The 7,532-nt window shown below is 60.5% G+C and carries 6 protein-coding genes; 1 reads left to right on the forward strand and 5 read right to left on the reverse strand.

Annotated elements, in window-relative coordinates:
- Positions 1-148: 148 nt before the first annotated feature.
- From serA to EDE05_RS26510, 4 genes are all read right to left on the reverse strand, one after another.
- Positions 149-1,744, reverse strand: a complete 1,596-nt coding sequence (serA, locus tag EDE05_RS26495; RefSeq protein ID WP_105375101.1) for a phosphoglycerate dehydrogenase — start codon at positions 1,742-1,744, stop codon at positions 149-151.
- Between the two features lie 79 nt (positions 1,745-1,823).
- Positions 1,824-3,002: a phosphoserine transaminase gene (locus tag EDE05_RS26500; protein ID WP_105375100.1), complete on the reverse strand. Its 1,179-nt coding sequence runs from the start codon at positions 3,000-3,002 to the stop codon at positions 1,824-1,826.
- A gap of 150 nt (positions 3,003-3,152) precedes the next feature.
- Positions 3,153-4,346, reverse strand: coding sequence for a GNAT family N-acetyltransferase (locus EDE05_RS26505; RefSeq protein ID WP_157949133.1), 1,194 nt, complete (start codon positions 4,344-4,346; stop codon positions 3,153-3,155).
- A gap of 154 nt (positions 4,347-4,500) precedes the next feature.
- Positions 4,501-5,325: an outer membrane protein gene (locus EDE05_RS26510; protein WP_105375098.1), complete on the reverse strand. Its 825-nt coding sequence runs from the start codon at positions 5,323-5,325 to the stop codon at positions 4,501-4,503.
- A 236-nt stretch (positions 5,326-5,561) separates the two neighbouring features.
- Here EDE05_RS26510 and EDE05_RS27010 point away from each other — a divergent pair, with 236 nt between their 5' ends.
- On the forward strand, positions 5,562-5,720 hold the full coding sequence (locus tag EDE05_RS27010) for a hypothetical protein (RefSeq protein WP_165924117.1): 159 nt from the start codon (positions 5,562-5,564) through the stop codon (positions 5,718-5,720).
- An 89-nt stretch (positions 5,721-5,809) separates the two neighbouring features.
- Here the strand turns inward: EDE05_RS27010 and glmM are convergent, their stop codons facing one another.
- Positions 5,810-7,162: a phosphoglucosamine mutase gene (gene glmM / locus EDE05_RS26515; protein ID WP_105375097.1), complete on the reverse strand. Its 1,353-nt coding sequence runs from the start codon at positions 7,160-7,162 to the stop codon at positions 5,810-5,812.
- Positions 7,163-7,532 lie beyond the last annotated feature (370 nt).

Below are 7,532 nucleotides of genomic sequence, written 5' to 3' on the forward strand. Positions count from 1 at the left end.
CGCCCTTCCGCAGTTGCGCTTCACTTCGCTCGCCATGACCAGCTTACGGTGGGACTTCCACCCACAAGAATGCGCCCATGCTGGGCGCACAACAGAAAGCCCGGCGCGAGGGCGCCGGGCTTTCCGTCTGAACTCCTGGGAGGAGCACTCAGTCGATATTGAACACCAGCGGCTTGGCCTGGCGGATTGCCGGATTGGCAGTCAACTTGGCGAGCACATCGGGAGCAACCGGGCCATCTACATAGAGCAGTGCGATCGCATCGCCGCCCTGCTTGTCGCGGCCGAGCTGGAAGTTGGCGATGTTGACGCCCGCATTGCCAAGCGTCGTGCCCATGAAACCGATCATGCCGGGTACGTCGGTGTTGGCGATGTAGATCATGTTGGCGCCGACATCGGCGTCCATGTTGATGCCCTTGATCTGGATGAAGCGCGGCTTGCCGTCCGAGAATACGGTACCGGCGACCGAGCGGGTCTGGTTTTCGGTCGTGACGGTAAGCTTGATGTAGCCGTCATAGACGCCCGTCTTGTCGCGCTTCACCTCGGAAAGGATGATGCCCTTTTCCTTGATCATAATCGGCGCCGAAACCATGTTGACGTCGGCCACCTGGTTGCGGATGAGGCCGGCGAGCAGCGCGCTGGTCAGCGCCTTGGTGTTCATGTTGGCGGTCACGCCATCGTAGAGTATCTCGATTTCCTTGATCGGGCTTTCGGTGACCTGGCCGACGAAAGCGCCCAGCACGTCTGCGAGACGGATGAAGGGCTTCAGGATCGGCGCCTCCTCTGCAGTGATAGAGGGCATGTTGATCGCGTTCGAGACGGCGCCCTTGACCAGGTAGTCCGACATCTGCTCGGCGACCTGCAGCGCGACGTTTTCCTGAGCTTCGGTCGTCGAAGCGCCGAGATGCGGCGTGCAGACCACGTTTTCCAGACCAAACAGCGGGCTTTCGGTGGCTGGCTCGACTTCGAAGACGTCGAAGCCGGCGCCGGCGACGTGGCCGGACTTGATAGCTTCGGCAAGAGCGGCCTCATCGACCAGACCGCCACGGGCGCAGTTGATGATGCGCACGCCCTTCTTCGTCTTGGCGAGGTTCTCCTTGCCGAGGATCCCGCGTGTCTTGTCGGTCATCGGCACATGCAGCGTGATGAAATCGGCGCGCGCCAGGAGATCGTCCAGTTCCACCTTCTCGACACCCATTTCCTGGGCGCGCTCGACGGAGAGGAAGGGATCATAGGCGATGACATGCATTCCGAGCCCGATGGCCTTCTTGCAGACGATACCGCCGATATTGCCGGCACCGATCACGCCGAGCACCTTGCCGGTAATTTCGACGCCCATGAACTTCGACTTCTCCCACTTGCCGGCCTGGGTCGAGGTATCGGCTTGCGGAAGCTGGCGGGCGACCGCGAACATCAGCGCGATGGCATGCTCGGCGGTGGTGATCGAGTTGCCGAAGGGCGTGTTCATGACGATGATGCCGCGGCGCGAGGCTGCCGGGATATCGACATTGTCGACGCCGATGCCGGCGCGGCCGATGACCTTGAGATTGGTCGCTGCAGCGATCAGCTTTTCCGTCGCCTTGGTGGCGGAACGGATGGCAAGGCCATCGTAATTGCCGATGATTTCAAGGAGTTTCTCCTTGTCTTTGCCGAGCTTCGGCTGGAAATCGACTTCAACGCCGCGATCGCGGAAGATCTGGACGGCGGTTTCCGAGAGTTCGTCGGATACGAGAACGCGAGGTGCCATGGGTCACGGGCTCCTAAAAAGGGGTTCTGTCTGGGATTGGAAGAGGCCCCGCTTCAGGAGCGGAGCCGATATGCGGCGATCAGGCGGCAGCCTTGGCGAGCGCGGCCTTCTGGGTATTGAAGGCGTAAGAAAGCCAAGGCATCAGAGCCTTCATGTCGGCTGCATCGATCGTGGCGCCAGCCCAGATGCGAAGGCCTGAAGGAGCGTCGCGGTAGGCGCCGATATCGAGCGCCACGCCCTCTTTCTCGAGAATCGAGACGATTCCCTTGGCGAAGGCCGCCTGGGCATCCGCATCGAGCGCGGTGACGGCGGGATCGACGATCTTGAGGCAGACCGAAGTGTTGGAACGCGTCGCCGGCTCGACGGCAAGATTGTCGATCCAGTCATTGGCGTCGACGAAATCGAAGATCACCTTTGCATTGGCGTCGGCGCGCGCCATCAGCGCCTTCAGGCCGCCGACCGACTTCGCCCAGTTGAGCGCATCGATATAATCCTCGACGCAGAGCATCGAGGGCGTGTTGATCGTCTCGCCGGTGAAGATGCCTTCGATCAGCTTGCCGCCCTTGGTCATGCGGAAGATCTTCGGCAGCGGCCAGGCGGGCGTGTAGCTCTCCAGACGCGCAACGGCGCGCGGCGACAGGATCAGCATGCCATGACCGCCCTCGCCGCCCAACACCTTCTGCCAGGAGAAGGTGACGACATCGAGCTTGGTAAAATCCATGTCCTGCGCAAACGCCGCGGAGGTGGCGTCGCAGATCGTCAGGCCCTTGCGGTCGGCCGGGATGAAGTCGGCGTTCGGGACGCGGACGCCGGAGGTGGTGCCGTTCCAGGTGAAGACCACGTCGCGGTCGAAATCGACTTCGGAGAGGTTCGGCAGCAGGCCGTAATCGGCCTCGAACTTGCGCACATCCTTGAGCTTCAGTTGCTTGACGACATCGGTGACCCAGCCGGCACCGAAGCTTTCCCAGGACAGCATGTCCACGCCGCGCTCGCCGAGCAGCGACCAGAGCGCCATTTCGACGGCGCCGGTATCGGAGGCCGGCACGATGCCGATGCGGTAATCCGCCGGCACGTTCAGAATTTCACGGGTAAGATCGATGGCCTGCTTGAGCTTTGCCTTGCCGACCTTGGCGCGGTGCGAACGACCGAGCGGGGCATCGGAAAGCGCTTCGAGCGTCCAACCGGGGCGCTTCGAGCAAGGGCCAGAAGAAAAATGGGTATTGTTCGGACGTACGTCCGGCTTTGCGGTATCCGCCATTGTGCTATCCTTCCAGATAGATGGCCTCTCGTTGGGGAGAGGTGTCCCGCCGCTGTGGGTATTCTTCTCCGCCTTTACAGTCAAGAGGATTGCGTCGCGCAAAGACAAATTTTTGCCGCAGACCCGATGCGCTTACGCCGCTTGTTTCGCTCAAGCGATTGCCATCATTGGCAAAAGAAGCTCGGATACCGCACCATAGCTTGATATCGTCATCATCGTCTGCCGCAACCGGCGCCGGATTACCCATTTGAGCGGCCGGAGTGATCGCCACAGTCTGGTGGAGCGAAGCGCAGCGACCGACCTTTGCCGCAACAGATAGACCTGCCCTCGAAGTGTCAGAGCTGCCTGTTTCGCCGTCAGTGGAAACGTCGTCTCGCAGCTTTCGATCTTCCACGCCTCATCGCCGATGCCGAGATCCAGCCACTCATATCCGTTGCCGTGAAGCCATTGCAGCGTACGGTAGTAAAGTACGCTGCCCGGTGAAAATTTCGCCCATTCCCCTGCCTCGAAAGAGAGCATGATCGCGTAATACCGTCTGCCGGCCGTCAGCCCCCAGATCGTCGCGATGATCCTGTCACCGGACTGGAGGTAGAAGAGCTTCAGCATCTGCTCTTTCGCGAAGATTTCCGTGCCATCGCGAAAGAAATCGTGCTTGTCGGTATCGACATCGAAGCCGGGCACGCGGGTCTGTTCGAAGCGCCACTGCTTCTGGCGCAGGAATGCGGCAGTTGCCTCCCGGCGCTCTTCATCACCATCGGCAATGCGGAATTCGAGCGGCGTGATCTTCTCCAGGTTGCGCATCTTGCGGGCGAGTGTCTTTCGTTGCGGGATCGCCGCCTCGATGTCCGCCCAGGGTCGCCGCAGATCGTTGGCGTGACAAGAAGCCTCGTTCGCTTGGTCACTCATCAAGCTCAAGGGATTGGCAAGACCGTCGATATCTGCCGGCATCTTACTGAATATGAGGAGATCGAACGGCGGCAACTGACTGGCGATCTCGTGCCAAAGGCGCTCCGCAAGCTCCGGCGTCCAGGAGATCGACGTCGTAAAAAGTATCGGGGCATTGTAATCGGCCGCGTCGGCGTCGACGAATTCGAGAATTCGAGTTCCGTTGCGGCGCGTGATGCAAAGCGGAATGAAGATGACCGGCCGATCCTCCGCATCGCGCACCTCGACGAAATGCAGGCTGCGTTCTCCCGAGCGCCCGAAACTGGCGAGCCACACTTGAAGAAAGGTCACGCTCTGAAACACGTGGAAATGCGCTCCCTCCGCCGCAGAACCGCGAGGCCAATCCTGCGAGAGATCGTCGAGGTTGTCGAAGATGGAAATCTTGAAAACCGGCACCATGAGCTGCCCCATCGTCACATCGGGCGCTTGATAGCAACTCAAACGCGAATTTTGAAATTGAAATCGGATATATCGTTAATCCGCAATACGCCACCTATCGGCCGAATGCAGAAAGCCGCCTCGAAGGCGGCTTTCGCTGGAAGATATTGGAAACTTACTTGTAGACGATGGGCTCCGGCGGCGGCTCGTAGGCGACGGGAGTGTCGCAGCCACCGAATACGTAGCGGGCGCCGACGCGCGCTTCGTGCATGTCGAAACCCTTGTCCCGGCCGGGTCCGCCACCGAGATTGTAGCCGAACATATCGCCACCGACGATATGGCGATAGCGGTAGCCCACATCCGCCTTGAGGTTACAGGTGATGTCAATGGACGCGCCGGCCATAAGGGCATAGCTGAAGCGCCAGCTCTTTTCGCCCTTGTGGTCGGTAGAGTAGCAGCCGGGCACCGCCGGGTCGTCGCAGATGGTGTTGCGCAGCTTGCCCCACTTGACATAGGTACCGCCGATACCACCGCCGACATAGGGCGTGAAATAGCCGTAGGTGCCGAGGTCGACATAGACGTTCGCCATCAGCGAATAGGCATGCATGTAGGACTTGTCGCTGGAGGTGCAGGTCACCCCGCCGCAAAGACCCGTGGTCGAGCCGCGGAAGTCCGCTGAGGTCAGGTAGTCGAAGGTGACGTCCGTACGCAGGTAGTTGTTGATCTGGTAACCGACGCCGCCGCCGAGAAGAAAGCTGTCCTTGAGCGACGCGCTATCAAAATCTACCAGCGTGCCGTTGGAGCCCTGGAAATATTCCGCGCCGCGCATGTCGTTGAAGGAATAGCCCACATCGCCGCGCAGATACCAGCCGCTCGCCTCCTGAATGGCGACTTCCGGGGCATCGAGGATCGGTTCGGGCTGCGGCTGATAAAGATCTGCCGATTGGGCTGCGCTCACCGTCAGCGCCAGCGCAAACATACTGGCCAGGGTTTTCTTCATGGCTTCATCTCCAAAGCTCATATCGCGTATGGCAGGCAAGCGCGCAGCCAACGGGTTGATCGCGATGGATAATGAAGGAAAAAAGTTAAGTCCGACTTAACCATGCCTGTTTACCGCATGTTTTCCTCGAAGCGTCCGAATTTGGCTCGACACCACCAAGAAAAGGAACTGTTGATCCTTTCCTGAACGAAGAGATTCGAGTGCAAATTTAAGCCGGATGCTCTAAATACGCAGGCATGTCAGACAATGTTATCAAGTTCCAGCGCCCGCCCAAACCGAAGCCCCCGCGGCAGACGCCACCATGGCTGAAGCGCGTGCTGATCGTCCTTGGGGTCGCCGCCTTCTTCATCGCGGCCTTCGTCTATTTCTCGTTGACAGGCCAGGCACGCCCCTGAACCCAGCAGGGATATAGCTGCCGCCCGCTTTCCCATACCGCGAAACAAAAAAGCCGGCATCGCTGCCGGCTTTTTCTCAAGCGGAAAACTCAGGCGACGGTGCGGGCGTTGGCAATGACGCCGACGAGCCCTTCTACGACCCGCTCGATTTGGGCCCGATCGTCGCCTTCCGCCATCACGCGGATCAGCGGCTCGGTGCCGGACGGACGAATGACCAGGCGCCCCTTCGAAGCAAGCTCGGCTTCCGCGTCCGCAATGGCCTGACGTACGATGATGTCCTCGAGCGGCTTGCCGCCCTGGAAGCGGACATTCTTCAGAAGCTGCGGCACCGGCTCGAATCGGCGGCAAACCTCGCTCACCGGCCGCCCGAGGCGTTTTACGCGCGCCAGAATTTGAAGGGCCGCAACAAGGCCGTCACCGGTGGTGCCGAAGTCCGAAAGGACGATGTGGCCGGACTGCTCGCCGCCCACGTTGAAATCGTTGTGACGCATATGCTCGACCACGTAACGGTCGCCGACCTTGGTGCGGGCAAGTTCAAGGCCCTTGCCCTTCAGAAAGCGCTCGAGACCGAGATTGGACATGACGGTAGCGACGATGCCGCCGCCCCTCAATTTCTCTTCCTCGGCCCAGCTTTCCCCGATCACCGCCATCAGCTGGTCGCCGTCGACGATCTCGCCACACTCGTCGACGATGATGACCCGGTCTGCGTCGCCGTCGAGTGCTATACCGATATCGGCACGCACCTCATGCACCTTCTTCTGAAGCGCCTCGGGGCTCGTCGAGCCGCAGTCCAGGTTGATGTTCGTGCCGTTCGGCTCGTTACCGATCGTCACCACTTCAGCCCCGAGTTCCCAGAGTGCGAGCGGAGCCACCTTGTAGGCCGCGCCATTGGCGCAATCGATCGCCACTCTCAGCCCATGCAGCGTGACGTCGCGCGGCAACGTGCGCTTGGCATGTTCGATATAGCGGTAAATATCACCCTCGACGCGCTTCGCCCGGCCGATATCCGCGGACTTGGCAAGCTGGGCATGCAGATCGCTGTCGAGCAGATCCTCTATGCGTATCTCCAGTTCGTCGGAAAGCTTGTAGCCATCCGGGCCGAACAGCTTGATCCCGTTGTCCTGGTAAGGATTGTGCGAGGCCGAGATCATCACGCCCACATCGGCGCGCAACGAACGGGTCAGCATGGCCACAGCCGGCGTCGGGATCGGGCCGAGCAGGAAGACGTCCAGACCGGCAGCGGTAAAGCCCGCCACCAAGGCATTTTCCAGCATGTAGCCGGAAAGACGCGTATCCTTGCCGATCACGACGCGGTGGCGGTGGCTGCCGTTGCGAAAGATCGTGCCGACGGCAATGCCGACGCGCATCGCCAGGTCCGGCGTCATCGGAAAGATGTTGGACTGTCCGCGAATGCCATCAGTGCCAAAATAGCGGCGTGTCATATAAGCTCCTTGTCGTCGCGCCTGCCCGGCGCGGTCTGCCGCACAGCCCTTCGAACTCGGTTTGGAGGAAGGACTATGCGCAAATCCAAAATTTACAGCATCTTCTGCGCGTCGGAAATGACGCGAGCCGCTGTAGCGGGATCCCACCCGCGGGTCTGTCGACGGCCAGACCGGCCTTCATCATTTGGCTCATGCCACAGTTCCAGGGCGCAAGCACATAAATTAGCGTCAAAATCGCTTATATCCCGTTACTGACGGACTGCCGGCAGGCCGGCCACAATCGGGATAGGGGGGAGCCTATTGGCTCCGCCCCTCCCACACCACCCGGCATGCGGGTCCGCACCGGGCGGTTGGAGCAGTTGAGGTCGTC

Source organism: Neorhizobium sp. R1-B (genome assembly GCF_004368875.1).
GTDB lineage: Bacteria > Pseudomonadota > Alphaproteobacteria > Rhizobiales > Rhizobiaceae > Neorhizobium > Neorhizobium huautlense.

What these genes read in the sequence shown, in the direction of transcription:
- serA (WP_105375101.1), bottom strand. Translation starts at nt 1,744, where the DNA reads ATGGCACCTCGCGTTCTCGTATCCGACGAACTCTCGGAAACCGCCGTC.
- EDE05_RS26500 (WP_105375100.1), bottom strand. Translation starts at nt 3,002, where the DNA reads ATGGCGGATACCGCAAAGCCGGACGTACGTCCGAACAATACCCATTTT.
- EDE05_RS26510 (WP_105375098.1), bottom strand. Translation starts at nt 5,325, where the DNA reads ATGAAGAAAACCCTGGCCAGTATGTTTGCGCTGGCGCTGACGGTGAGC.
- EDE05_RS26505 (WP_157949133.1), bottom strand. Translation starts at nt 4,346, where the DNA reads ATGGTGCCGGTTTTCAAGATTTCCATCTTCGACAACCTCGACGATCTC.
- EDE05_RS27010 (WP_165924117.1), top strand. Translation starts at nt 5,562, where the DNA reads ATGTCAGACAATGTTATCAAGTTCCAGCGCCCGCCCAAACCGAAGCCC.
- glmM (WP_105375097.1), bottom strand. Translation starts at nt 7,162, where the DNA reads ATGACACGCCGCTATTTTGGCACTGATGGCATTCGCGGACAGTCCAAC.